Raw genomic sequence first — 21029 nt, 5'->3', positions numbered from 1 at the left:
TCCGCAGGTCACCGGCACCGAGGGGGAAGCGTGGCGACGACACAGTCCAGGTGTGGAGCGATGACGGAGAAGAACACCAGGTGCCGGCGGCTGGCCATGATCGGGGCCTCCCGCTGCAACCTGCACCGCGGCGACTGGTCCCCGTACACGATCGAGAGGCGCAAGGAGGCCGAGCGCAGGGCCAAGAGGAAGTCGACGGCGCAACGCGCCAGGTGACGGCCCGCCGCCGGCACGCGGCGTCTACGGGGCGGCTTCCAGCCAGGTGATCCGGGTGAACGTCACCGACTCCGGGTCCCCGGCGAACCATTCGACGAGCACGGGCCGGCCGGGGACGTCGAGGTCGAACACGTCGCCCCACTGGTCGACGGGGCTGGCGCCGGACGGCACGGTGCCGCGTTCGTGCGCGGCCGTGATGGCGGTCAGGGTCCGTACGGTCGCGGTGAACGTCCCGGGGGCCCCGGCGGACATGGCCGCGAGGACGGCGGCGGCCTGCTCGCTCAGACCGTGGTTCACCAGGGCCCGTTCAGCGAGGCGAGGACGTCGTCGAGCGGACGGACCCGCGCACCGCCCCCCTCCCCGACGCGCAGCGCGCCCGCCTGCGCGCGGTCCGCCTCGCTCCGCCGCGTGTCGGCGACGGCCCGCAGGTGCCAGCGCTCCATCACCGCCAGCTGCGCCTCCCCGGCCTCGGCGGCGAGCAGCTCCTCCAGGAACGGCCCCTTGCGTCCAGGGGCGAGCGCCGCGGCGATCGCGTTGGCGGTTCGGGGAAGGCCCGGCCCGGCGGGTCCGTCGGGTCCGCCGCTTCGGGGCAGGGCGCCCATCGCACCTCTTCTCCCTTGCGCACACGGTCTTCTGACCAGGCGTCGGCTCCCACGGTAGAGCAGCGACCGCTCCGCGCGGGAGCGCGCGCGGGCGCGTCGCCGCCGCCGGGAACGCCCCCCGGACTGCCAGAATGGCGTGGCCCGGAGTGGCCCGGCGTGGAACGACGACCGAACCCGTGACTGAGGTGGACTTCTGATGCGCAGTGTGACCTACTCGATGGGCGTCTCGCTCGACGGTTTCATCGTGGACCCGGAAGGCGACATCGACTGGGGAGACCCGGACGAGGAGGTCTTCCGCTTCGCCATCGAGGAGACCCGCGGGGTCGACGTCCACCTGCTCGGTCGGCGGCTGTACGAGACGATGCTGTACTGGGAGGGCATGGAGGAGGATCCGACGCTCGACGCCCCGACGCGCGAGTGGGTCGAGCTCTGGAACCCGCTCCCCAAGGTCGTCTTCTCCAGGACCCTGACCGAGGTGAAGGGCCACGCCCGGCTCGCCACCGGCAGCCTCGCGGAGGAGATCGAGCGGCTGCGGGCGGAGCCGGGGCAGGGCCAGATCGCCCTCGGCGGCGCGGCCCTCGCCGCCGAGGCGGCCGCGGCGGACCTGATCGACGAGTACCGCGTCAGGATCTCCCCGGTCCTGCTCGGCGGCGGCATCCCCTTCTTCGCCCGCGACGAGCGCCGGGTGAACCTCGAACTCGTCGAGTCCCGCACCTTCACGTCGGAGGTCGTCTACCTCCGCTACCGCGTGGTGCGCTGACGTTCCGGCGGACGCGAGGCCGCGCTGACCTGACGTGCCGTCCGGTCGACCCGCCGGTTTGTCGTACGCGCGTGCGATCATGCGGTCCGAGTCATCGACCACGGGGCGAGCGAGAGCGGGAGTGCGTGTGAGCAGGGCCGGGGGGCAGGACGGATCGTCCGTGCCGGACGAGGAGTGGGAGCGGTTCCTCCGCGATGCCGAGGCCGGGGCGGGCGACGCGCCCGTCGAGCCTTCGGCGCGGGCCCGTGAAGTGGAGCGGCGGCTGCGGGACGGGGGAGGGCAGCCGGAGGGGTGGCGTACGTACACACCCGCGGCGCGGCCCCGGCGCAGGACGGGCTGGTACGTGACGGGGCTGGTCGCGGCGGTGACGCTGCTGGTGGTGGCGCTCTTCCCGCAGCGGATCGTCGGCTGGTTCGGCGGGGGTGACGGCGGCGGACAGGACAAGCCGCCCCTGGCCGCCGAGTCCGAGAGGCCGCAGGAGGCCCCCGGGGCCGAGCCCGCCGGACGGGCGACCCTGGCCGAGCCCTTCCGGGGCTCGCCCGCCGCCCGGTGGGCCGACGGCGCGGCCGGGATCACGGTGCCGGGCGCGAAGGCGACCGGCTGGATGGACGCGGCCCAGGTCGAGCGGGCCCTCCGGCGGAGCCGGGACTTCCTGGTGGCCGCCGGACTCGACTCCGACGTGCTGCGCGGTAAGCGGCCCGCCAAGGCGATCGCGCTGCTGAACCCGCACCAGCAGGACGTGCGGCAGTACCTGCGTACCGCCCTGTCCACCAAGGCGGCGCCCACCCCCGATACCGACCCGCTCCTCCTCTTCAGCCGCTTCCGGCCGGAACAGGCCCGGCTGGTCGGCGACGTCGTCAAGACCCGCGGCCGGCTCACGTACCGCGAGGGCAGGCGGGGCGCGGTCGAGGTGACGGCGGACGTCACCTTCGTCTACCCGGTCACCCCGGCCGCCGGCGACGCCGGGAGCGACGCCGAGGTCATCCGTACGATCGTGCGGCGCCAGATCGTCATGAGCTGGGACGACCCCGACAAGGTCGTCACCGAACCCGGCACGATGTCCCTCGTGTCGTACGCGCTCGACATGACCAACGGCGGCTGCGACGCGCCCACCGGCTACTTCGTGCCGCCCTTCGGCAGGGACGCCGCCGACGAGGGGTCCGCCGACGCGTCCCGTCAGGTCGACCCGTACGACCGCACCACGCCGCTCGACCCGAGCGGCGGGACGGGCGCGGCGGACGACGGGTGTGCCACCGCGACCCGTTCCTGAAGCGCGCAACGTGAGGAATTCCGGAGACAATTCACCTCTGTGACCAGGGTGTTGACTTCCTACTGACCGGTACCGATGATCGCGGCCATGGCAGCTACCACGGACGCGCTTCCGAAGTTCCCGCCCGGTTTCCTCTGGGGTGTCTCCACCTCGGCCCACCAGATCGAGGGCGACGTCGCCGGACGCCGCCCCTCGGTGTGGGACGCCTTCGGCGCCGAGCCCGGACGGATCAGGGACGGCTCCACGGCGGACGTGGCCTGCGACCACGTGAACCGCTACCGCGAGGACGTCGGCCTCCTCCACGACCTGGGCGTGGACGCGTACCGCTTCTCGATCTCCTGGCCGCGCGTGCTCGCGCCCGGCGGCCTCGACTTCTACGACCGGCTGGTCGACGAGCTGTGCGCGCGGGGCGTGCGGCCGGTGCCGACGCTCTTCCACTGGGACCTGCCGCTGGAGGTCGAGGAGGCGGGCGGCTGGCTGGAGCGGGACACCGCGTCCCGCTTCGCGGCGTACGCGGCGACCGTCGCCGAACGGCTCGGCGACCGCGTCACGAAGTGGATCACCCTCAACGAGCCCGCCGAGCACACCCTCCTCGGCCACGCGCTCGGCGCCCACGCGCCCGGCAGGAAGCTGCTGTTCGACGCGCTCCCCGTCGCCCACCACCAGCTCCTCGGCCACGGCCTCGCCGCCGGCGCGCTGCGCGCCGCCGGCGTCACGGACATCGGGATCGCCAACTCGCACGGACCGACCTGGCCCGCCTCCGACAGCCCGGCCGACGCCGAGGCCGCCGATCTCTACGACCTCATCCTCAACCGGCTCTTCTCCGACCCGCTGCTGCTCGGCCGCTACCCGGACGGATTCGGCGAGCTCATGCCCGGTGGGGACGTGGACGCCGACCTGAAGACGATCTCCGAGTCCACGCTCGACTGGTACGGGATCAACTTCTACCAGCCGACGAGGGCGGGCGCGCCGGTCGCGGAGGACGTGGAGTTCTCCGGACTCACCCTCCCCGCCGGACTGCCCTTCTCGGTGCGCCCGATCGACGGGTACCCGGTCACGGACTTCGGCTGGCCGGTGGTCCCCGACGCGTTCACCGAACTCCTCGTCTCCTTCCGCGACCGCTACGGCGACCGCCTGCCGCCCCTGGTCGTCACCGAGAACGGCTGCGCCTACGACGGCCTCGACGACCAGGCCCGCATCGCCTACCTGGACGGCCACCTGCGGGCCCTGCACCGGGCCATCGAGGCGGGCGTCGACGTCCGCGGCTACTTCCACTGGTCGCTCATGGACAACTTCGAGTGGGCCGAGGGCTACACGAAGCGGTTCGGCCTCGTGCACGTCGACTACGCCACCGGGGAGCGCACGCCGAAGGCCTCCTACGCCTGGCTGCGGGACGCGCTGAGAGCACAGCGGGCACGGGCATGACGGCGCTCGCCCTGGAGGAGCCCGCCGAGCGGGTCGGGCGCGGCTGGACGGCCGCGCTGTCGCTGGCCAACGGCGCGATCTGGGTCGGCTGGTACGGGCCGCTCCAGATCCTGCTCGCGCAGCAGGCCGAGCGGTTCGCGCCCGGCGCCGGCCTGTCCAAGGAGGCGCTGCTCGCGTGGGTGACCGGCGTCGGAGCGGTGGTGTCGCTGGCCGCGAACCCGCTCTTCGGCGCGCTGTCGGACCGGACCGTGTCGCGGTTCGGGCGGCGTACGCCGTGGATCGTGGCGGGGTCGGCGGGAGGGGCGCTGGCCCTGCTGCTGCTCGGCACGGCGGACACGGTGTGGGTCCTGTTCCTGGGCTGGTGCCTGGTGCAGCTGACGCTGAACGCGGCCTTCGCCGCCGTCACGGCCGCCGTACCGGACCGGGTGCCGCGGGGCCAGCGGGGCGCGGTGGGCGGCTGGTTGGGCGCCGCGCAGATCCTGGGCGTCGTCGCCGGCACCGGGCTCGCGACGACGGCCGGGGGAGTGGGCGCGGGGTACGCGGCCTGCGCGGTGTTCACCCTGCTCGGCGTCGCGCCGTACGTCCTGCGCCACCCGGATCTGCGCCTCGCCGCCGCCGACCGCCCCGCCTGGTCGTGGAGGCGCTTCCTGGCCGGGTTCCGGCTGAGCCCCCGCGCCCACCCCGACCTCGCGTGGGCCTGGCTGACCCGCTTCCTCATCAACCTGGGCAACGCGCTCGTCCTCCTCTACCTCTTCTACTACCTGCGCGACCGGCTGCACCACACGGACCCGGAGACCGGTGTCCTCGTCCTGACGGCGGTCAACGGCGTCACCCTCCTCGCCACCGTCGTCGTCGGCGGGATCTGGTCGGACCGCGTGGGACGGCGCAAGCCGTTCGTCCTCTGGTCCGGGATCCTGATGGCGGCGGCCACGGCCCTCCTCGCGGGCTGGCAGACCTGGCCCGGAGCCCTCGTCGCCGCCACCCTCCTGGGCATCGGCTTCGGCGTCTTCACCTCCGTCGACTTCGCCCTGATGACGGACGTCCTCCCGAAGGCCGCCGACCGGGGCAAGGACCTGGGCGTCATCAACATCGCCAACTCCCTCCCCCAGGTGGCCGCCCCGGCCCTGGCCGCCCCCCTCGTCAACCACCTGGGCGGCTACCGCACCCTGTACGCGGTGGCGGCGGGGGTGGGGCTGCTGGGGGCGGTGCTGGTGCGACGGATCAGGGCGGTGGACTGAACCCGGCGGACAGGCCGTCCGGCCTCGGACCCCGTGGCAGGACCTGGCGGTGGTGCCGTCGGGGCAGGCCTCCCGGCGGATGACCGGGCGCCGGGCGAGGACCGTCCCGGTCGAGGCGGTACGAGCCGCCCCGCTCCGGACGGGCGGAACACTCGGGCACCCCACCCGAACCGCGGCGCCCCCGCGCGCTTACGCTGTCCGCGGCAGTCGCCCCTGGGGCAGCGCCCGCCGCCGGTCCGGCTACGGACGGCTGCCGCACCGCGGCTCGGACCGCGTCACCGATCGACACCCCAAGCCGGGACCTCCTCGGCCGCGTTCCCAGGTCCGCGCTCATCGCTCAACGATGCTCGGGGTTCTCGAAGTCGAATCGGCAGCCGGCGTCCCACCCGGAGCGCTGGTTGCCGTACGCCGGGATGCCGCCGGCGTCCTTGAGCATCCGGGCGAGGTGCAGCAGGTTCCACGTCATGAACGTGGCGTTGCGGTTGGTGAAGTCGTTCTCCGGGCCACCCGAGCCCTCGTCCAGGTACGACGGGCCCGGCCCGGCCGGGCCGACCCAGCCGGCGTCCGCCTGCGGCGGGATCACGTACCCCAGGTGCTGCAGGCTGTAGATCACGTTCATCGCGCAGTGTTTGGCGCCGTCCTCGTTACCGGTGATCAGACAACCCCCGACCCGGCCGTAATACGCGTACTGGCCACGGTCGTTGAGGACCGACGAGCATGCGTACAGGCGCTCGATCACTTTCTTCATGACCGAGGAGTTGTCTCCCAGCCATACGGGTCCGGCCAAGGTGAGGATGTCCGCGGCCATCACCTTCGAGTAGACGACGGGCCACTCGTCGGTCTCCCACCCGTGCTCGGTCATGTCCGGCCACACACCGGTCGCGAGGTCGAGATCCACCGCCCGCAGCACCTCGACCTCGACGCCCTGGCGCTCCATGATGCCGGTGCTGATGTCGATCAGCCCCTGCGTGTGGCTGCGCTCCGGCGACCGCTTGAGCGTGCAGTTGATCACCAGCGCGCGGAGATCACGGTAGGACGAACTGGCGTCGGTCATCGATGCATCCCTTTGTGAGCGAGTGGGTGGTCGGACGAGCGGCCGCGCCCGGCCGCCGACGTCGACAGGGCCCCGGGTCGGTCCGGCCGAAAATCCCGTCCACTGTCTCGCCTCGTCGAGCGGAATGACCGAACGCCGCGCCCACGGCAGCGAGTCGCCCTTCCGATCACCCGCGTGGCCCGCACCGATGACCTGTATCGCCGACTCGGATCGGCGGGACACCCCGGCCCCCTGTCCGACCGGCACGTGCCCGACTGGGCGGACGGCATCTGTGCGACGGCCCGGCTTGCGGCGACGATCATGATGAATCCCGCTGCGGCAAGCCCCACGGCCCCGGCCCGGCGCCGACTCGCTCGACCCGGTATGAAATCCCACCCACGCATTCGCATTCATTGACCGATCCACTGTGGATCGCATTCATCATTGAATCGTGTGCGAAATGCTTAATCCCGTCGACTTGCGATCAGGATTGCGGAGTGCTGCTCTGGAATAGGCAGGGGGTAAAGGGTGAAGTGATCCGGGCCGGAATGAGTGGCTTTCAGCCGAAGTAGGGGGGACTGCGCGTCGTGTGGCGACGGGATGCCCCGCGCTGCGACCCGCTATCGGAGGTTCACGATGACACAGGTCTTCTCTGCCCGTAATCCGCTACGCCAGATCATGGCCGTGTTCTTGACGGTCGCCCTGACGTTCTCCCTCTCGGTGGTGCTCACCGTCACCTCGGCGAAAGAAGCAGCCGCCTCGTGCTCCGCCAGCCAGTTCAACGGAAAGTGGCTCTCGTCCCACTGGAGGCTGAAGCGTATCGACGTATGGCAGGGAGGGGACTGTCACCTGTACGCCAAGGCCTGGTTCGCCTGCGAGAACGACTCGGCACATATCTGCAGCTGGGGAGGCAGGAGAACGGGAGACAGCCCCGATCGGAACTTCCAGTTCGTCACGTACAACTGGAGCGACTCCAATGAGGTGCTGCAGCTGCGGATGCAGGACCGATCGCACATCTCGGTGTGGGACGGCATCACCTACCACAACGGCAAGAAGGTCAGCTTCACGATCCCGATGTACAAGAGCCGTTGAGCCCGCGAAGGGCGGCGACTCCGCCCGCGCCGCTCCTGGACGAGGCCCCCACCAAGACGGGTGGGGGCCTCGCCGCCGGTCCCCGCCCCCACCTCCGGCAGGAGGTGAACCGCGCCGGGGTGGGCCCCTGTTCGCGGCTGCCGTGCCGGCTTGACGGGCGAACGGAAGCGCCGGGCGATTCCGTCGGGGATCTCGGAGTCGCTCGGTGCGCCGGGGTGATCGGTGGGCACGCTCGGGTTCCGGGAGCCTGTGCGGTTGTCGAGGTGTTTGTCGTCGCCCCGTCCTCGTTCCGGTGGGCAAGTGGTGGGCAAGTCCCGTCTCTGACGGCGCGGATCGCGAGGGCGGGCAACCCGGGCGGTGCGGCGGCGATGTGGGGGAGAGGCCGTCCGGACGGGTTGTGGCGTGACGAGGACTTCGCGGACCGGTATCCGCGTGAGGGGCGTCCGAGTCCGTCGCCCGCCCGGCTGGCCACCGAGCGCGCCGCGGGCGGCCGACCACCGCCCGCGGCCCGCCGACCCCAGAGGAACGATGACCCCTCGACAGGTGACCATCGAAGACGTCGCCCGCACGGCGGGAGTCTCCCGTCAGACCGTCTCGAACGCGCTGAACGCCCCGCACCGGCTGCGCGCGTCCACGCTCGACCGGGTCACCGCCGCCATCGAGGCCCTCGGCTACCAGCCCGACCAGTCCGCCCGCAGCCTGCGCACCGGCACCCGCAAGGTCATCGGCTACCCCGCCCCCGCGGACGACCCCGCCGACCCCAACCCGCTCATGGGCGGCTTCCTCCAGGCGCTGGTGAGCGCCGCCGACACCGTCGGCCACCGCGTCCTGCTCTTCCGCTGCGACCCCCGGCGGGGCGCCGACGCGGTCGCCAGGTCCTTCCACGGACTGATCGCGGCCCGCCAGGTCGACGGTTTCGTCCTCTCCGACGTCGTGCACGACGACCCCCGGGTCGACGTCCTCGCCGAGGCCGGATTCCCCTTCGCGGCCTTCGGCCGCACCGTCCCCGGCCGCCCCCAGAACTGGGTGGACATCGACTCCGCCGCCGCCACCGCCGACCTCGTCGGCCTGCTGCTCGCCCAGGGCCACCGCCGGATCTGCTACGTCAACTCCGCGGCCACCCTGCCCTGGATGGCGGACCGGAGGGCCGGCCTCCTGGCGGCGGCCGCCGCCGCGCCCGACGGCGCCTTCGAGGTCGGCGTCCCCGACGACGACCCCGTCGCCCTCTCCCGTACGCTCCAGCGGCTGCTCGCCGGTCCCGACCGGCCCACCGCCCTGGTCTGCGCGAGCGACTGGCTGGCCCTCACCGCCTACCAGGCCGTCCGCGCCGCCGGTCTCGCCGTCGGCACCGACATCGCGGTCACCGGCTTCAACGACCTGCCCGTGTGCACCTTCCTCCAGCCCACCCTCACCAGCGTCCGGCTGCCGCTGCCCGCCATCGCCCACGCCCTCGTCGACCGTCTGATCGCCGCCGTCGAGGGCCGCGACGTCACCCCGCCGGAGGGCCTGCTGCTCGCGGCGGAGCGGGTCGTCCGCGGCAGCACACCGGACCGGTAGGAGAGCCGGGTCCGTCAGCCCCGGTGGCCGAAGAACTCGACCTCGGCCACCGCCAGAAGGCGGCCGCGTCCCGAGCCGTACGCGGTCTCGGGGGTGACGCGGATCCGGGTCACCCCCGAGCCGCGCAGGTCGAAGGTCTGCTGGCCCGGCTGGTCCTTGAGCGTGATCCGGCGGGTCGAGACGTCGCCGTCCGCCGCGACCACCTCCACCACGACGCGCGCCGGGCGGGCCTGCGTCAGGAACTCGTCCTTCTTCGCCGACACGCCCGCGAACACCACCAGCTTCGTCACGCGCACCCCGGGCGCCTCGAACTCCGCCTCCAGCGTGGCACCGGGCGCGGGAACGGCCCAGTACCGGTTGGTGAACCCGTCGAACGCGGCTGTCGCGGGATGCCCCTCCAGCGCGGCGGAGGCCCGTGCGGCGGTGGGCGGCAGCGACTCGGGCGGGCTGGTCTCCTCCCGGGCGAGCCCGAGCAGCCGTCCGGCGTGCGGCAGGCCGAACCAGATGCCGCAGGCGAGCAGCGCGAGGACGACCGGCAGCACGATCCGCGGTCTGCGCCAGCCCCGGCGCGGGCGCGTCCCGGCGAGCGGAGCCGGCCGTCTCCCCGGGCGCGTCAGCCGGCGCCACCACGACGGCGGCGCCTCGGGCGCCGGGCCCGGGGCCAGCGTCAGGGCGCACCGGAAGCAGAGGGTGCGGTCGGCGGTGTTCTCGCTGCCGCAGCCCCGACAGCGGACGACCGGGGGAGGCGGAACCGACGGCCCGGCGGGCCGGGACGGCGGGCCGTCGGTCGCCGGGCCGGGCACCGGCGCCTCGGTCTCCGCCCCGGGCCGCCGCGGCCCCGCGACGACCGGTCCCGCCACCGGCGGGGCCACCGGCGGAGGCACGGGCGCCGGTACGGGAGCGGGCGGGCGCACGGGGCCGGGCGGAGGCGCGGCCGACGCCGGAGGATTCGCCGGCTCCCCGGCGGCGGCGGTTCCCGCACCGGAAGCGGTACCGGAAGCGGTACCGGTGCCGGCGCCCGTCCCCGGCTCCGTACCGGAGGTGACGTCCTCGTCCCCGTCCCAGTCCAGGAACGCCCCGCACGAGGCGCAGAACGGCGTCCCCGGCGTGTTGCGCAGGCCGCAGGTCGGGCAGGTCATCACGCACCCCCGGGCCGGAGTTCCAGGGTGAAGCCGACGTGCGCCGGGATCTCGGCGGCGATGAGCTCCTCCAGACGTGCCCGGTCGACCCGCCCCGGGTCGGGCAGCGCGAGCCGGATGCCCACCCACGGCCGCCGGGTGCCCGGCAGCGGGGTGCCCGGGGTGGCCGACCAGACCGTGCCGCCGCTCTCGGTGATCTCGACCCGCGCCCCGCCCGTCTCCAGGCGCAGCGCCTCCGCGAGGCCGTCCAGGGTGCCGCGCGTCCGGTGCCGCTCGACCGCGCCGAGGACGGCGGCGCGGCGGCGTTCCGGCGGGCTGTCGTCCCGCGGTTCCACCGCCACCCAGGCGGCCAGCATGTCGAGGAAGTCCTCGGGCGCCGTGCGCGGGTCGAAGTGCGCGGGCAGGTTGTCGAGGCTGAGCAGCACGGGGGCCAGGACCTCGTCGAGGGCGGCGAGGAAGCGGGCCAGGAAGTCGTGCTCCAGGTAGACGGCGGGCAGCAGCTCGATCAGCGGGTGCGGGCTCGGCAGCCCGGGGACGTCGGTGCGCACGGCGGTCAGACCTCCCGGACCCGCAGCTGGTGCTCGTACGAGAAGACGAGGGCGTGCCGGTCGAGGGGGATCCGCCCGTCGGGCACCTCGGTGCGCTGCCCGGTGACCGGGTCGGCGCGGTAGAGCCGTACGTCGTCGACGAGGTCCACGCCGGGGACCCGCTGGAGCACCGCGTACGCCTCGCCGGTCTGGACCGGGCGGCCGAAGGGCCAGCCGGTGCCCTCCGGGCCGCCGGTGAGCGCGTTGAAGTAGCCGTCGAGGGCCGCGAGGGCCTCCTCCCGGACCCGCTCGGCGGCGGCGCCGCGGCTCGCCTGCACGGTCGCGACGAAGGTGACGCCCTGGTAGAAGGGCGGCTCGACGACGACCCGGGCCCCGACGGGGCGGCGCGCGTCCAGGTACTCCGCGATCCGCGCGAGGGTCCGCGGCGGGGGGATCAGCTCGTCGAAGGCGATCCGGCCGCGGGCGTCGCCGCGGCCGGACGGCACGATGAGGAGCCGCACCCCGCCCTCGGCGTCCTCGGGGACGCAGTGCACGCGGGCCGCGTCCGGGGCCTGCTCGCGGGCGAGGAGCTCGTAGTCGCGCGGCACGACGGCCCGTTGGAGCGTCCGCAGGGTGAGCGGGCCCCGGACCCGCGCGCTGTCGACGGTCTCGGCGTCGACACCGCCGAGTGCCCGGCGGCGGTTCTCCACGCGTGCCACGAACGGCACCGCGCCGCGCAGCACGCGGAGGGTGGAGCGGGCCACGTTGCCGCGCACCCCGCCGCCGGTGCGGTAGGCGCGGACCCGTACGGCCGCTCCCTTGTCCGGTACGGCACCGAAGTTCCGTACCGTGCCGTCCCGTTCGCGGACGGCGGGACCGAACTCGACGCGGCCGGTGCCCTCGTCGAGGGTGAAGTGCCGGTCGGCGGGCCCGGAGTGGGCGAAGTCGTCCACCCGGGTCCATGGGGTGTCGGACCGGTCGGCGGCCGACTCCGGGGCGGTGACCTCCAGGGCGAACTCCCCGGGGACCACCGGGGTCCGGGCGACCGTGAAGGTCTGCCCCGCCACCCCCTCGGCCGCCCCCAGGACCTCGTCGGTGATCCGCTCGGCGTGCTCGGCGGGAACCGTGGCGCCGATGGTGAAGGCCGTGATCCCGCGGACGACGGGGGGCGACACGTACGTCGGCTGGTCCGGCGCCGCCGCCACGAGCCGGCAGCGCAGCCAGCCCCCGGTGCGCCGGACGATGCCGAGCGCGGTGTGCGTGGCCGGGAGGTGGAGGATCAGTTCGCCGGACCGGTTGAAGCCGCCGGTGTCGTCCTTCTCCACCTCGCAGGCCGTCCAGCGGCGCCCGTCCCACGCCTCCCACAGCAGCGGCGGCCGCAGCGGATCGACGCCCACGCCCTGCACGTCGCAGTCGAGGCGCAGCACCACGACCCCCGCCGGCACCGCCGCCGACAGGCCCACGTAGAGGGCGTCGCCGGGGGTGGGCGAGGGGGAGAAGCAGGGCACGTCCCGGCGGAGCGCCAGCTCCTCGGTGCGGTCCACGGCCGCCGCGTCCGCCCCGGGTCCCGCGCCGGCCCCGGCCGCGGGCAGGGTCGCGAGCGCCGCGTACGCGCACGGCACGATCGTCAGGTCCCGGGTGGTGCCGAAGACGACGGCCGGCTCGGTCTCGGTGCGGACCGTCGCCACCTCCGTACCGGCCCGGACGAACACCGGCTCCGGCTGCGGCGCCGACAGCCGGAAGGTGACGTCGGTGCCGGCGGCGGTCGGCGGGTGGAGCCGTACCCCGATGAGGTCCAGAAAGGTCAGGTAGCTCTTTTCCGGCACCCGGTTCACCCGGTACACGAGCTGGTCGACCATGGTGGCGAAGGCCTCGATGAGGGTGACGCCCGGGTCGGAGACGTTGTGGTCGGTCCACTCCGGGCAGCGTCGCTGCACCAGCCGTTTGGCCTCGTCCACCAGGCTCTGGAAGTGCCGGTCGTCCAGATGGGGGCTGGGCAGCGTCATGCGCGGTCCTCCTCCGGGATCACGTAGAACGGGAACACCAGGTTCCGGGGGTCGTTGGCGCCGCGCACGGTGTAGCCGATGTCGATGTACAGCACGCCGTTGTCGACCTCGTCGAAGCGGACCGCGACCTCCGTCACCTCGATCCGCGGCTCCCACCGCTCCAGCGCGAGCCGCACCTCGTAGGCGAGCTGCCCGGCGGTCCCCGCGTCGGCCGGCGCGAAGACGTAGTCGTTGATCGCGCAGCCGAACTCGGGCCGCATCGGCCGCTCCCCGGGCGAGGTCGCGAGGATCAGCCGGATCGACTCCTCCAGCTCGCGCTCGCCCCGGACGAGCGCGATCGACCCGGTCGCGTCCGTGCGCGGCGGGAAGGCCCAGCCCGCGCCGATGAACTCCTGGCCCATGGTCCCCTCAGCCTCCGATCAGCACGGACGGGCAGCCCGACACGACCGCCGAGCCGCACGCGGACAGGTCGCCGACCCGGGCGGCCGGCCGGCCCCCGATCAGCACCGTGGTGGAGCCGGGCGGCGCGAGCGCGGCCGGCGGATGCGCCGCCGGCGAGGAGCACTGGTGCGCGGTCCCGACGGTGGCGGCCGGCCGGCCGCCGATGAGGACGGACGCCACCCCGGGCGGGCCGATCACCCCCGGGTGCGCGGTCGGGTCGCCGACCCGTGCGGCGGCTGCCTGTGCCATGTCCCTGTTCCCCCGTCCGTCAGTTGATCTTCACCAGGGGCGCGCTGACCGAGAGCGTCGTGCCGCCCTTCAGCTCCGTGCGCTGGGTGCCGTCCACCGTGACCGTCGCCCCCTGGACGTCGAGCGCGCCCCCGGTCGCGAGTCTGACCGCTCCCTGACCGCCGTCCACCCGAACACCCTGACGTGCCGTCACGGACACGCTGTCGCCGCTGAGTTCGAGCGCCCCGCGCTCGGCGGCGACGCTCACCCCGCCCGTGGCCGTGATCGACACCTTCTCCTTCGCGGTGATCCGCACCGATCCGTCGCTGCCGATCGTGACCGCCGTGCCCGACTGGTCGAGGTCGATCGTCAGCTTCCCGTCGCCGGTCCGCAGCCGCACGCCCTGCGCCCCGCCCGCCGCGTCGAGCAGCTCCAGCTTGTGCCCGCCCTTCGAGGCGAAGGCGCGCCGGTCCACCGCACCCGACGTCGGGTCCACCGCACCGCCCCCGGACGGCCGGTCCTGGCCGTTGTAGAGCCCGCCGAGGACGTACGGCCGGTCGAGGCGCCCCAGCTCGAAGCCGACCACCACCTCGTCCCCGACCTCCGGGATGTAGGGCTCGCCGCCGCCGGTGCCGGCCGCCTGCGCGGTCCGCGCCCAGTCGCTCGCGTACTCGTCCGACAGCCACGGGAACATCACCTTCACCCGCCCCGAACCCTCCGGGTCCTGCGTGTCCGTCACGGTCGCGTTGACGAGACCGCCCGGGCGGTGACCCGCCGCCGGACCGCCGCCGGTCAGCCCGTACAGCGAGCGCTCCTGCTGCCCCGACACGGTGATCCAGGTCTCGTACCCGCGCAGCGCGTCGAAGACGTGCCGCGAGGAGGTCACCGTGTACCGCCCCTCGAAGGGCGCGCCGACCGCGTTGAGCGCCACCGCCGTGCCCGCCCGCACCTCCGGATTCCCCCGGATCACCGCCTCCAGCTCCGCGAAGGAGCCCGCGATCCGCTCGGCGAGCGCCTTCGCCGCCCGGTCCACCCGCTCCTGCGTGCCGTACCCGCCGTCCGTCACCACGTGCCGCGCCTCGCCCAGCGGCGCCGTCACCTGCGCCGCCGTCACCCCGAGCGCCAGCGTCGACGACGTGCCCGCCGGCGCCCTGCCGACCAGCGCCCGCTTCCCCCGCACGTCCCAGCCCCGCACCTCCACCTCGGAGACCTGCTCGGCAGCCGACACCGACGCCCGGCAGCGCAGCAGGTTCGCCCCCCGCTCCAGGACCAGCGGATCCCGGTCCGCCCGCGCCGAGGCGTCCGGTGCCCCGCCCGCCTCGGCCGGCCTCACCACGTGCAACCGCCCGTCCCGTACGTACGCCTGGGCACCCGCCTCCTCGGCGAGCCCGCGCACGAACTCCCAGTCGCTGACGTTGGCCTGGGCCACGTGGTCGAGCACCGGCCCGGCCACGTCCACCGTGCCCGGCTCGAGCCCCGCCCGCCGGGCGACCTGGGCGACGACGTCGGAGAGCGTCATGTTCCGGTAGGCCGCCACCCGGGCCCCGCGCAGCAGCCTGTAGGTCTCGTCGAGGCCCCGCACCACCGTGTACGTACCGGACTCGTCCAGCTCCAGTTCGAGCGCCGTCACCACTCCGCTGAGCAGCGGCCGGGGCTCCGTGCCGCCGCCACCGCGCGCGAGCAGCGAGATCTCCGTGCCGACCGCGAGCCCGCCCTGCGCGAGCAGCGTCCGGTCCGGGTCGCGGAACCGCAGCAGGAACAGGTCGGGCAGCGTACGGCTGTCGTCGACGTACCCCTCCACGAGGGTGTTCGTCAGCCGGGCCGGCAGGGACTTCCCGCCGACCTCGACGACGAGCGCGGAGGCGACACCGGGCGCCGCCATCACAGCCCCCGCCGGTGCGGGTCGGACTCCGTGCGCGGCCGCCCGAGTTCGTCCGGCGCGGGCAGCAGCAGCCGCGTACCGGGCGTGAGCCGGAGCGGATCGTCGATGCCGTTGGCCTCGGCGATCACCCGCCACGCCGCCGGATCGCCGTACTCGCGCTGTGCGAGCGAGGGCAGCGAGTCCCCGGCCGCCAAGCGGTGGGTGCGACGGGCGGTGAGCGCCCCCGACGTCGGGTTCTGCCCCGGCGTCTCCCCGCTGATCTCCTCCATCGTCACCAGGCAGACCGCCCGGATCGGCACCCCCGAGGTGGTGAACAGCGTGTACTTCGCCTGCACTTGGCTCACGTAGCCGGGAAATCCGGTCAGCCCGCCCCAGTGGAACACCACCCACGGCGGCGACGACCGCTGCTGCTGCCGGGTCTCGCTCGTCGGCACACAGCACGCGAACAGCTGCTCCACCGAGGTCACCACCCGGGTGTCCTGCGTGTCGCCCGCGTCGAAGAACATCTCCACCGTCAACTTGCTGGGCTGCGGCCCCTGGTACTCCGGCGGACCCGCGCTCTTCGCGCCCTTGGCGGGCGTGCGCTTCCACGCCGCCGCCTTGGTGAGGCTCAACTCCTTCGGGTTGAACTGGAAGTCGATCCGCCCGCACGGCGCCCCGGGCGTCAGCCCGCCGCCCGACGGAGGGGTCCGCAGCTCCAGATAGGCGTGCTCCAGCTTCGGCCGGGCCGACCGGCCCTTGCCGGCGGACGCGACACCCGAGGTGCCGGCCGCGCTGAAGGCGATCGGGGAGCCGGGTGGGGTCATGGCGCTCAGCCCTCCATCACATAGCCGTGGTGGGCGATCTCGATCGTCTCGATCGCCACCTTCGGCGACTCGGGGGTGAAGGACGGCCCGGTCCACCGCACGGGAACCACTTCGAGCAGCCCCCACTGCGCGACCTTGCGCCCGTCCCCGGTGCGCGCCTCGATGTGCGCGGTCTTGCGCGTGAACCCGGTCGTCATGCTCGCGAACCAGCGCGCCACCTTCTCGGTCTCCCGGGTGAGGGGCCGCGAGAGTTTGACGTTGGAGTACTTGAGGCGGGTCGGCAGCTGCCAGACGTGCCCGTTGTTGCCGCCCTCCTCCCGGGTCTCCAGGACGACCTCGCAGCCCAGCCCCTCACAGGTGTTGAAGGAGCCGAGCTCGATGTCGTCGATGGTGACGACGAAGCAGACGCTGACGGCGGGCTCGTCGCTCTGGGCGGCGGTGGCCATGGGGTTCGCTCCTTCGTTCAGAACCGGGTGTCGATGAGCCGGCCGGCCCGCTCGCGCTCCAGCCGCAGCTCCGCCTTGAGGAGCCGGGCGAGCGAGGGGTAGAGGGCGCGGACGAACTCGTCGGTGACGGGGGGAGTGGCGCCGGACGGGGCCGTGGGACCGGTGGCGGACGCGGCGTGCGGTGCGGCGGTCGGGGGACCGCTGTCGTCCTCAGCCGCCTCCTGATCCGGTACGGGATCGGGCACGGCCGCCGGAGGGTCGTCCGGGGGCGGCGGCGGAGGTTCCTCGGTCGCCACCTCGCGCTGGACGAAGGCGGCGGGCGGCAGGGGCCGGGGTGGGAGCGGGAGCGGTGACGGGGGTCGCGGCGCGAAGACGACGCTGCCGTCGGCCATGCGCTGCGCGATGCCGGCGGCGACGGCCACGTCGCCGGCGTCCCGTGGCGGACGCGCGGCGGCGGGCGCGGGGCGGTCGGCGGGGTGGGCGGTCGCACGCTGGACGGGTGCGGGTGCGGGTGGGGGTGCGGGAGAGGGCGCCGTCGGCACCTGGCTCCGGCGTTGCACGGCGGGCGCCTCCCACCGCACCGGGACGGTGTCCGGGGGAGCGGCGTCCGGCACGGTGGCGCTGAGAGCCGTCTCCGGGGCGACGGAACGGGTCACCACCGGCCGGTCGGCGAGCAGCGGGACCACCGGGCCGGGATCCGGTACGGGAACGGGCGCCGGGACCGGGGAGAGGGGAGCCTCCGTCTGTACGGGAAGGGGCTCGGGCCCGCGCCCGGGCGACGGCACGTTCGCGGAGGCCGCGCGCTGGGCCGTCGGCGGTGGACCGGGGAAGGGCGAGGCGACGGGAGAGGAGGCGGGGGAGGGCGCGGGCCCGGACGGGGGAACGCTCGCGGGCGTCGCGCGCTGGGCCGTCGGCGGAAGGCCGGGAAGCGGCGCGCCGAGACCGGGGGCGCGTCGGGGTGCCGGGGCCGGGGCCGGGGCCGGGACCGAGCCCGAGGCCGGGGGCCGCGGCGCCACGGAGGGCGGCAGGGACCGCTGGACGGGACGGACGCCACCGGGTGCGGGGAGCTCGACGACGGAGCTGGAGCCCGCCCCGGGACCCGCCTCGAAGCCCGTCCCGGAGCCCGTCCCGGATCCCGCCTCCGCCTCCGGCGGATCCAGCAGTCGCTGCTCGCCGACCAGGGGCCGTACGGAAGGAGTGGCGGCGGCCTCGACGGAGCCGGGTTCCCCGGCCGTCGGTTCCGGGAGGTCCGCCGCCCCGGGGCCCTCCGGCGTTTCCGGTGCGTCCGCCGACCTCTGGACCCCCACGCCCGGCTCCGGACCCAGGACTTCGGGCGCCGACCCCCTCGGGACGGGTGCGGGTACGGGGGCGGTGGTCGCCCGCTGTACGGGCCCCGGCGCGACGGGAGCGCCCGGCGCGGGTGTCACCGGCCCGTCCGCGGCCGGCCGCGCTCCCTCCCGTACGGGAAACTCCACCACCGACCGCTGGACGGGGGCCGTCACGCCCTGGACGAGCCCGCTCGGGGCCTCGGCGCTGACCAGGTGGCCGAGGGGGGTGGAGAGGGCCGTCGGCCGCCGGGTGGGCAGCCCGCGCTCGAAGGAGGACGGATCGGTGACGAGGGTCGGCGCGGTCAACGTCCGCTGGATCGGCGGGAGTTCGACGACGTCGAAGAGCTCGGCGCGGTCCGGGCGGGTGGCGGGCGCCGCGTCCGCGGCCTGTGCCGGGCGCTCCGCCCCCCGCCCGTCGCTGCCGCCGCGCAGCCAGGACAGCAGTCCCATCGTTCCGCTCCCTCCCCGTCATCCTCCGCCGAGGCGGGCCACCTGGGCGACGAACCTCTGACGTTCCGCGTGCTCCAGGTCGAGGAGCTGATCCAGTGGCCAGTGGAAGTGGTAGGCGAGGTACGCGACCTCCTCGTACAGCTGGTCGGCCGCGTACGTCGCTATTCCCCCAGGCGGCCACCGGCGAGGTCGACCGCGAACTCCTCCCGGCACGACGGGCAGGTGACGGCGGCCCGGGTGTGCCCCTCGGCGTTGACGCGCCGGTAGAAGTCCTGGAGGAAGGCGAGGTCGGAGGCGAACAGGTCCTCGACGACACCCGGGTGGATGTCGTCGACGGTGCCGATGCGCGTGACGACGCGGGAGATCAGGACGACCGACAGGTACGCGGAGTTCTCCCGGACCCGGTCGTCCCGCAGCGGCAGCAGCTCGTCCCGGGCGGTCGCGAGCCGCATGACGCCGTCGCGGTGGACGGTCCCGTGCTCGTCGACGTACCCGCGCGGGAGCCGGAACGGGAACTCGGTCCGCAAGCCGACCCCGGCTCCTCCGTCGTGATCGGCGGGGGCGGCGGCGGCCGCCGTCGTACGCCGCATCAGTCGACTTCCATGCTCTCGTACGTGATCACGAGCTTCTCCGTCAGGACGGAGGTGTCGCCGGCCTTCAGCGCGCCGATCTCCAGCGACTTGGGCCAGGCGTTGATCAGCTTGTAGCGCTTGATGGGAAGGCCCTCGTAGTCGTAGACGATGATCGCGCCGTTGCGGCGCGCGTCGCTCATCCGGCCGAACCGCGAGTCCTTGATCCACCGCTCGAAGCTGGCGTCCTCGGTGAGGCCCCGGGAGACCGTGACCTCCCCGGCCTTCGGCCGGCCGGGCAGCTTCTTGACGGCGTACTTTCCGTCCGCGGTGTTCTGCTTCAGCTCGATGACGTCCTGCTCCATCTTCAGACCGCTGACCTCGGTGATCTGCCTGATGATGACGCTGTCGAACTCGAGGCCGAAGGAGTGTCCGACGGAACTGTCGAGATCGGGAAGGGGCACGAGGGTCTCCTCACTCGTCGACGGCACCGGTGCCGCTGGTCAGCTGGGACAGACGGAAGACCACGAACTCGGCCGGCCGGACCGGCGCGACGCCGATCTCGCAGACCACGTGGCCCGAGTCGACGCTCTCCGCGGGGTTGGTCTCGCGGTCGCACTTCACGTAGAACGCCTCCTCGGGACTCAGCCCGAACAGCGCCCCCTTGCGCCACTCGTTGACCAGGAACGCGCTCACGGTGCGCCGGATCCGGGCCCACAGGGCGTCGTCGTTCGGCTCGAACACCACCCACTGGGTGCCGGCGAGGATCGACTCCTCCAGGTAGTTGAAGAGCCGGCGCACGTTGAGGTAGCGCCAGGCCGGGTCGGAGGAGAGCGTGCGCGCGCCCCAGATCCGGATGCCGCGGCCGGGGAAGGCGCGGATGCAGTTGACGCCGATCGGGTTGAGCCGGTCGTGCTCGCCCTTGGTCAGCTGCGTCCGGAGCGAGACGGCACCCCGGACGACCTCGTTGGCGGGCGCCTTGTGCACCCCGCGCTGGTCGTCGTTGCGCGCCCAGACGCCGGCGACGTGCCCGCTCGGCGGGACCGGGGAGACCCGGCCCGTGGAGGGGTCCGCGACGTCGATCCAGGGGTAGTAGAGCGCCGCGTACCGGGAGTCGTACCCGGCCCGCCCGGAGCGCCAGCCGGCGACCTCCTGCGGGGAGAGCCCGGGCGGCGGGTCGAGCACGGCGACCCGGTCGCCCATCAGCTCGCAGTGCGTGATGAGCCCCTGGTGGACGGCGAGCACCCCGTCGAGGTCGATCAGCCCGCGTTCGTACGCGCTCATCAGGTCCGGCACCGCGACGGTGGTGACGTCCTCGACCGCCTCCAGGCCGCCGATGCCCGAGCGCCGGTCGGCGTCGCCGACGTACACCTCGGGGGTGAACGGCGCGCCGCTCCCCGCCGGAACGGGCAGCGCCGGGGCGAGCGTGACGGTCTGCGGCGCGGGCCGGGCGGGCGCGGCGCCGGTGCCGGGCTCGGTGATCTCGATGAGCGCGGAGGCGGCGTTGACGCGGGTGGCGACGTTCTCCTTGCTGCGCTTGGTGGTGACGGAGGGGTACGTCTCGACGGCCTGCCCGTTCTCCGAGACGATCAGCCGGAACGCGTCGGACGGCGGGTCGTCGCCCTCGACGTCCGCGACCTCGACGGTGACCGTGCCGGTGACGCCGGGCCGGGCGACGACGGAGTACGCGCCGAGGGCGGTGGGACCCCCGGACCCGGTGGGGCCGTCGCTCCCGGCCGCGGAGGGGCCGTCGTCGACGCGGACGACGTAACAGCTCCCCCCTCCGTTGGCGAAGAAGCCGTACACCGAGGCGGCGAGGTACGTGCCCTCGACGAAGTCGCCGAAGCGGCTCACGAACTGGCTCCAGTTCGTGATCAGCGTCGGCTCGTCGAAGGGCCCCTTGCGGGCGAAGCCGACGAAGGCGGCGACGGAGGTGCCCACTCCCTCGATCGGACGGGAGCCGGACTGGACCTCTTCGACGTAGACGCCCGGTGACAGATACGACGGCATACGG

The 21029-nt window shown here is 74.1% G+C and carries 23 protein-coding genes; 7 read left to right on the top strand and 16 right to left on the bottom strand.

All coding sequences use genetic code 11. The features are described 5' to 3' along the window. Nucleotides 1-60 precede the first annotated feature (60 nt). Nucleotides 61-216, top strand: coding sequence for a hypothetical protein (locus ACFQ8C_RS01090; protein WP_383450811.1), 156 nt, complete (start codon nucleotides 61-63; stop codon nucleotides 214-216). 24 nt (nucleotides 217-240) lie between these two features. Here ACFQ8C_RS01090 and ACFQ8C_RS01085 read toward each other — a convergent pair whose 3' ends face one another. Together ACFQ8C_RS01085 and ACFQ8C_RS01080 are read right to left on the bottom strand one after the other, a co-directional pair. After that, nucleotides 241-513 (bottom strand): hypothetical protein, encoded by a 273-nt coding sequence (locus tag ACFQ8C_RS01085; protein ID WP_383450809.1) that lies wholly within the window; start codon nucleotides 511-513, stop codon nucleotides 241-243. Next, nucleotides 510-818, bottom strand: a complete 309-nt coding sequence (locus ACFQ8C_RS01080; RefSeq protein ID WP_383450807.1) for a hypothetical protein — start codon at nucleotides 816-818, stop codon at nucleotides 510-512. Before ACFQ8C_RS01080 ends, ACFQ8C_RS01085 begins: the two co-directional genes overlap by 4 nt. A gap of 196 nt (nucleotides 819-1014) precedes the next feature. Between ACFQ8C_RS01080 and ACFQ8C_RS01075 the strand changes: the two genes are divergently transcribed. The 4 genes from ACFQ8C_RS01075 to ACFQ8C_RS01060 all read left to right on the top strand — a co-directional run bounded on the left by ACFQ8C_RS01075 (nucleotide 1015) and on the right by ACFQ8C_RS01060 (nucleotide 5511). Further along, the gene (locus ACFQ8C_RS01075; protein WP_383450805.1) at nucleotides 1015-1578 is read left to right on the top strand and encodes a dihydrofolate reductase family protein; all 564 of its coding nucleotides are present in this window, start codon (nucleotides 1015-1017) and stop codon (nucleotides 1576-1578) included. Between the two features lie 160 nt (nucleotides 1579-1738). Then, nucleotides 1739-2848: a hypothetical protein gene (locus ACFQ8C_RS01070; RefSeq protein WP_383450947.1), complete on the top strand. Its 1110-nt coding sequence runs from the start codon at nucleotides 1739-1741 to the stop codon at nucleotides 2846-2848. A 75-nt stretch (nucleotides 2849-2923) separates the two neighbouring features. Further along, the gene (locus ACFQ8C_RS01065) at nucleotides 2924-4273 is read left to right on the top strand and encodes a GH1 family beta-glucosidase (RefSeq protein WP_383450802.1); all 1350 of its coding nucleotides are present in this window, start codon (nucleotides 2924-2926) and stop codon (nucleotides 4271-4273) included. Further along, nucleotides 4270-5511 (top strand): MFS transporter, encoded by a 1242-nt coding sequence (locus ACFQ8C_RS01060; RefSeq protein ID WP_383450799.1) that lies wholly within the window; start codon nucleotides 4270-4272, stop codon nucleotides 5509-5511. Before ACFQ8C_RS01065 ends, ACFQ8C_RS01060 begins: the two co-directional genes overlap by 4 nt. A gap of 337 nt (nucleotides 5512-5848) precedes the next feature. Here the strand turns inward: ACFQ8C_RS01060 and ACFQ8C_RS01055 are convergent, their stop codons facing one another. Then, complete coding sequence (locus tag ACFQ8C_RS01055; protein WP_383450796.1) at nucleotides 5849-6565, bottom strand: flavodoxin family protein; 717 nt, start codon at nucleotides 6563-6565, stop codon at nucleotides 5849-5851. Nucleotides 6566-7180: 615 nt separating this feature from the next. Here ACFQ8C_RS01055 and ACFQ8C_RS01050 point away from each other — a divergent pair. Together ACFQ8C_RS01050 and ACFQ8C_RS01045 are read left to right on the top strand one after the other, a co-directional pair. After that, nucleotides 7181-7636: a hypothetical protein gene (locus tag ACFQ8C_RS01050; protein WP_383450793.1), complete on the top strand. Its 456-nt coding sequence runs from the start codon at nucleotides 7181-7183 to the stop codon at nucleotides 7634-7636. Nucleotides 7637-8164: 528 nt separating this feature from the next. Beyond that, nucleotides 8165-9193, top strand: a complete 1029-nt coding sequence (locus ACFQ8C_RS01045; RefSeq protein WP_383450790.1) for a LacI family DNA-binding transcriptional regulator — start codon at nucleotides 8165-8167, stop codon at nucleotides 9191-9193. Between the two features lie 14 nt (nucleotides 9194-9207). On the opposite strand, the gene ACFQ8C_RS01040 is transcribed toward ACFQ8C_RS01045, so the two are convergent. Genes ACFQ8C_RS01040 through ACFQ8C_RS00980 form a run of 13 tightly spaced genes read right to left on the bottom strand, consistent with a single transcriptional unit; the run spans nucleotide 9208 to nucleotide 21025 of the window. Continuing rightward, nucleotides 9208-10332 (bottom strand): NADase-type glycan-binding domain-containing protein, encoded by a 1125-nt coding sequence (locus ACFQ8C_RS01040; RefSeq protein WP_383450788.1) that lies wholly within the window; start codon nucleotides 10330-10332, stop codon nucleotides 9208-9210. Next, complete coding sequence (locus ACFQ8C_RS01035) at nucleotides 10332-10880, bottom strand: phage tail protein (protein WP_383450785.1); 549 nt, start codon at nucleotides 10878-10880, stop codon at nucleotides 10332-10334. Before ACFQ8C_RS01035 ends, ACFQ8C_RS01040 begins: the two co-directional genes overlap by 1 nt. A gap of 5 nt (nucleotides 10881-10885) precedes the next feature. Beyond that, nucleotides 10886-12865 carry a putative baseplate assembly protein gene (locus tag ACFQ8C_RS01030; protein ID WP_383450782.1) on the bottom strand — a complete coding sequence of 660 codons (1980 nt, stop codon included), beginning with the start codon at nucleotides 12863-12865 and terminating at the stop codon, nucleotides 10886-10888. Further along, nucleotides 12862-13266 (bottom strand): GPW/gp25 family protein, encoded by a 405-nt coding sequence (locus ACFQ8C_RS01025; protein ID WP_383450780.1) that lies wholly within the window; start codon nucleotides 13264-13266, stop codon nucleotides 12862-12864. The genes ACFQ8C_RS01030 and ACFQ8C_RS01025 overlap by 4 nt, the downstream gene beginning before the upstream one ends. Before the next feature lie 7 nt (nucleotides 13267-13273). Next, the gene (locus ACFQ8C_RS01020) at nucleotides 13274-13555 is read right to left on the bottom strand and encodes a PAAR domain-containing protein (protein WP_383450777.1); all 282 of its coding nucleotides are present in this window, start codon (nucleotides 13553-13555) and stop codon (nucleotides 13274-13276) included. A 19-nt stretch (nucleotides 13556-13574) separates the two neighbouring features. After that, complete coding sequence (locus tag ACFQ8C_RS01015; RefSeq protein WP_383450775.1) at nucleotides 13575-15416, bottom strand: VgrG-related protein; 1842 nt, start codon at nucleotides 15414-15416, stop codon at nucleotides 13575-13577. Next, nucleotides 15416-16222, bottom strand: a complete 807-nt coding sequence (locus ACFQ8C_RS01010) for a peptidase M23 (protein ID WP_383450772.1) — start codon at nucleotides 16220-16222, stop codon at nucleotides 15416-15418. The genes ACFQ8C_RS01015 and ACFQ8C_RS01010 overlap by 1 nt, the downstream gene beginning before the upstream one ends. Nucleotides 16223-16227: 5 nt before the next feature. After that, the gene (locus ACFQ8C_RS01005; RefSeq protein WP_383450770.1) at nucleotides 16228-16668 is read right to left on the bottom strand and encodes a phage tail protein; all 441 of its coding nucleotides are present in this window, start codon (nucleotides 16666-16668) and stop codon (nucleotides 16228-16230) included. 17 nt (nucleotides 16669-16685) lie between these two features. Further along, complete coding sequence (locus ACFQ8C_RS01000) at nucleotides 16686-18446, bottom strand: hypothetical protein (RefSeq protein ID WP_383450767.1); 1761 nt, start codon at nucleotides 18444-18446, stop codon at nucleotides 16686-16688. Between the two features lie 18 nt (nucleotides 18447-18464). Further along, nucleotides 18465-18611, bottom strand: a complete 147-nt coding sequence (locus ACFQ8C_RS00995) for a DUF6760 family protein (protein WP_383450944.1) — start codon at nucleotides 18609-18611, stop codon at nucleotides 18465-18467. Further along, nucleotides 18608-19036 (bottom strand): hypothetical protein, encoded by a 429-nt coding sequence (locus ACFQ8C_RS00990; RefSeq protein ID WP_383450765.1) that lies wholly within the window; start codon nucleotides 19034-19036, stop codon nucleotides 18608-18610. Before ACFQ8C_RS00990 ends, ACFQ8C_RS00995 begins: the two co-directional genes overlap by 4 nt. Beyond that, the gene (locus ACFQ8C_RS00985; RefSeq protein WP_383450763.1) at nucleotides 19036-19479 is read right to left on the bottom strand and encodes a phage tail protein; all 444 of its coding nucleotides are present in this window, start codon (nucleotides 19477-19479) and stop codon (nucleotides 19036-19038) included. The genes ACFQ8C_RS00990 and ACFQ8C_RS00985 overlap by 1 nt, the downstream gene beginning before the upstream one ends. A 10-nt stretch (nucleotides 19480-19489) precedes the next feature. Then, nucleotides 19490-21025: a phage tail sheath family protein gene (locus tag ACFQ8C_RS00980; RefSeq protein WP_383450760.1), complete on the bottom strand. Its 1536-nt coding sequence runs from the start codon at nucleotides 21023-21025 to the stop codon at nucleotides 19490-19492. Between the last annotated feature and the right edge of the window lie 4 nt (nucleotides 21026-21029).

Source organism: Streptomyces sp. NPDC056503, from assembly GCF_042794995.1.
Lineage (GTDB): Bacteria > Actinomycetota > Actinomycetes > Streptomycetales > Streptomycetaceae > Streptomyces.
The sequence above is the reverse complement of the archived record's forward strand: the minus strand, read 5'-3'. Positions and strand labels throughout refer to the sequence as shown.

Coding starts and splice junctions, on each gene's coding strand:
- ACFQ8C_RS01090 (WP_383450811.1), top strand. CDS start 61: ATGACGGAGAAGAACACCAGGTGCCGGCGGCTGGCCATGATCGGGGCC.
- ACFQ8C_RS01080 (WP_383450807.1), bottom strand. CDS start 818: ATGGGCGCCCTGCCCCGAAGCGGCGGACCCGACGGACCCGCCGGGCCG.
- ACFQ8C_RS01075 (WP_383450805.1), top strand. CDS start 1,015: ATGCGCAGTGTGACCTACTCGATGGGCGTCTCGCTCGACGGTTTCATC.
- ACFQ8C_RS01065 (WP_383450802.1), top strand. CDS start 2,924: ATGATCGCGGCCATGGCAGCTACCACGGACGCGCTTCCGAAGTTCCCG.
- ACFQ8C_RS01060 (WP_383450799.1), top strand. CDS start 4,270: ATGACGGCGCTCGCCCTGGAGGAGCCCGCCGAGCGGGTCGGGCGCGGC.
- ACFQ8C_RS01055 (WP_383450796.1), bottom strand. CDS start 6,565: ATGACCGACGCCAGTTCGTCCTACCGTGATCTCCGCGCGCTGGTGATC.
- ACFQ8C_RS01050 (WP_383450793.1), top strand. CDS start 7,181: ATGACACAGGTCTTCTCTGCCCGTAATCCGCTACGCCAGATCATGGCC.
- ACFQ8C_RS01045 (WP_383450790.1), top strand. CDS start 8,165: ATGACCCCTCGACAGGTGACCATCGAAGACGTCGCCCGCACGGCGGGA.
- ACFQ8C_RS01040 (WP_383450788.1), bottom strand. CDS start 10,332: ATGACCTGCCCGACCTGCGGCCTGCGCAACACGCCGGGGACGCCGTTC.
- ACFQ8C_RS01030 (WP_383450782.1), bottom strand. CDS start 12,865: ATGACGCTGCCCAGCCCCCATCTGGACGACCGGCACTTCCAGAGCCTG.
- ACFQ8C_RS01025 (WP_383450780.1), bottom strand. CDS start 13,266: ATGGGCCAGGAGTTCATCGGCGCGGGCTGGGCCTTCCCGCCGCGCACG.
- ACFQ8C_RS01020 (WP_383450777.1), bottom strand. CDS start 13,555: ATGGCACAGGCAGCCGCCGCACGGGTCGGCGACCCGACCGCGCACCCG.
- ACFQ8C_RS01015 (WP_383450775.1), bottom strand. CDS start 15,416: ATGGCGGCGCCCGGTGTCGCCTCCGCGCTCGTCGTCGAGGTCGGCGGG.
- ACFQ8C_RS01010 (WP_383450772.1), bottom strand. CDS start 16,222: ATGACCCCACCCGGCTCCCCGATCGCCTTCAGCGCGGCCGGCACCTCG.
- ACFQ8C_RS01005 (WP_383450770.1), bottom strand. CDS start 16,668: ATGGCCACCGCCGCCCAGAGCGACGAGCCCGCCGTCAGCGTCTGCTTC.
- ACFQ8C_RS01000 (WP_383450767.1), bottom strand. CDS start 18,446: ATGGGACTGCTGTCCTGGCTGCGCGGCGGCAGCGACGGGCGGGGGGCG.
- ACFQ8C_RS00990 (WP_383450765.1), bottom strand. CDS start 19,036: ATGCGGCGTACGACGGCGGCCGCCGCCGCCCCCGCCGATCACGACGGA.
- ACFQ8C_RS00980 (WP_383450760.1), bottom strand. CDS start 21,025: ATGCCGTCGTATCTGTCACCGGGCGTCTACGTCGAAGAGGTCCAGTCC.